The organism is Mongoliimonas terrestris, assembly GCF_001927285.1.
Lineage (GTDB): Bacteria > Pseudomonadota > Alphaproteobacteria > Rhizobiales > Pleomorphomonadaceae > Chthonobacter > Chthonobacter terrestris.
Window position 1 is genome coordinate 1 of record NZ_MSIG01000052.1, and the last position, 921, is coordinate 921.

Here is a 921-nt window from a genome sequence, read left to right on the forward strand (position 1 = left end):
CGCCATGAAGATCCTCGTGCCCGTGAAGCGGGTCGTCGACTACAACGTGAAGATCCGCGTGAAGGCGGACGGCACGGGGGTCGACCTTGCCAACGTGAAGATGTCGATGAACCCGTTCGACGAGATCGCCGTTGAGGAGGCGCTGCGCCTGAAGGAGGCCGGCAGGGCCACCGAGGTGGTGATCGTGTCGATCGGTCCGGCGCAGGCGCAGGAGACGATCCGCACGGCGCTCGCCATGGGCGCCGACCGGGGCATCCTGGTCCAGGTGGACGGCATCGTGGAGCCGCTGGCGGTGGCCAAGATCCTGAAGGCGGTGGCGGCGGCGGAGGCTCCGGGCCTCGTCATCCTCGGCAAGCAGGCGATCGACGACGATTGCAACCAGACCGGCCAGATGCTGGCGGCGCTGACCGGCTGGGGCCAGGGCACCTTCGCCTCCAAGGTGGAGCTCGGCGAGGGCACGGTGGACGTGACGCGCGAGGTGGACGGCGGCCTGCAGACGGTGAAGCTCACCTTGCCGGCGATCGTCACCACGGACTTGCGCCTCAACGAGCCGCGCTACGCCTCGCTGCCGAACATCATGAAGGCCAAGAAGAAGCCGCTCGAGGTCAAGGCCGCCGCCGACTACGGCGTCGACACGGCGCCGCGGCTGAAGGTGGTGAAGACCGCCGAGCCGAAGGGCCGGATCGCGGGCGTGCGCGTCGCCTCGGCGACCGACCTCGTGATGAAGCTGAAGACCGAAGCCGGCGTGCTCTGAGCGACAGGGAAGCACATCCATGACCACCCTTCTTCTCGCCGAACACGACAACGCCAGCCTGAAGGACGCCACCGCCAAGGCGCTCGCCGCCGCCGCCCTGATGGGCGAGCCGGTCCACGTGCTGGTGGCGGGCTCCGGCGCCGCCGGGGTCGCCGACGCGGCGGCCA

1 protein-coding gene and 1 pseudogene are annotated in these 921 nt (G+C 69.7%); both read left to right on the top strand.

Annotated features, from left to right (window positions below; all coding sequences use genetic code 11):
* Positions 1-4 precede the first annotated feature (4 nt).
* Entirely contained in the window at positions 5-754 is a 750-nt protein-coding gene (locus BUQ68_RS22570) for an electron transfer flavoprotein subunit beta/FixA family protein (RefSeq protein ID WP_075218282.1), read from the top strand.
* Between the two features lie 19 nt (positions 755-773).
* A pseudogene (locus BUQ68_RS24385) lies at positions 774-921 on the top strand (electron transfer flavoprotein subunit alpha/FixB family protein); the annotation flags it as partial.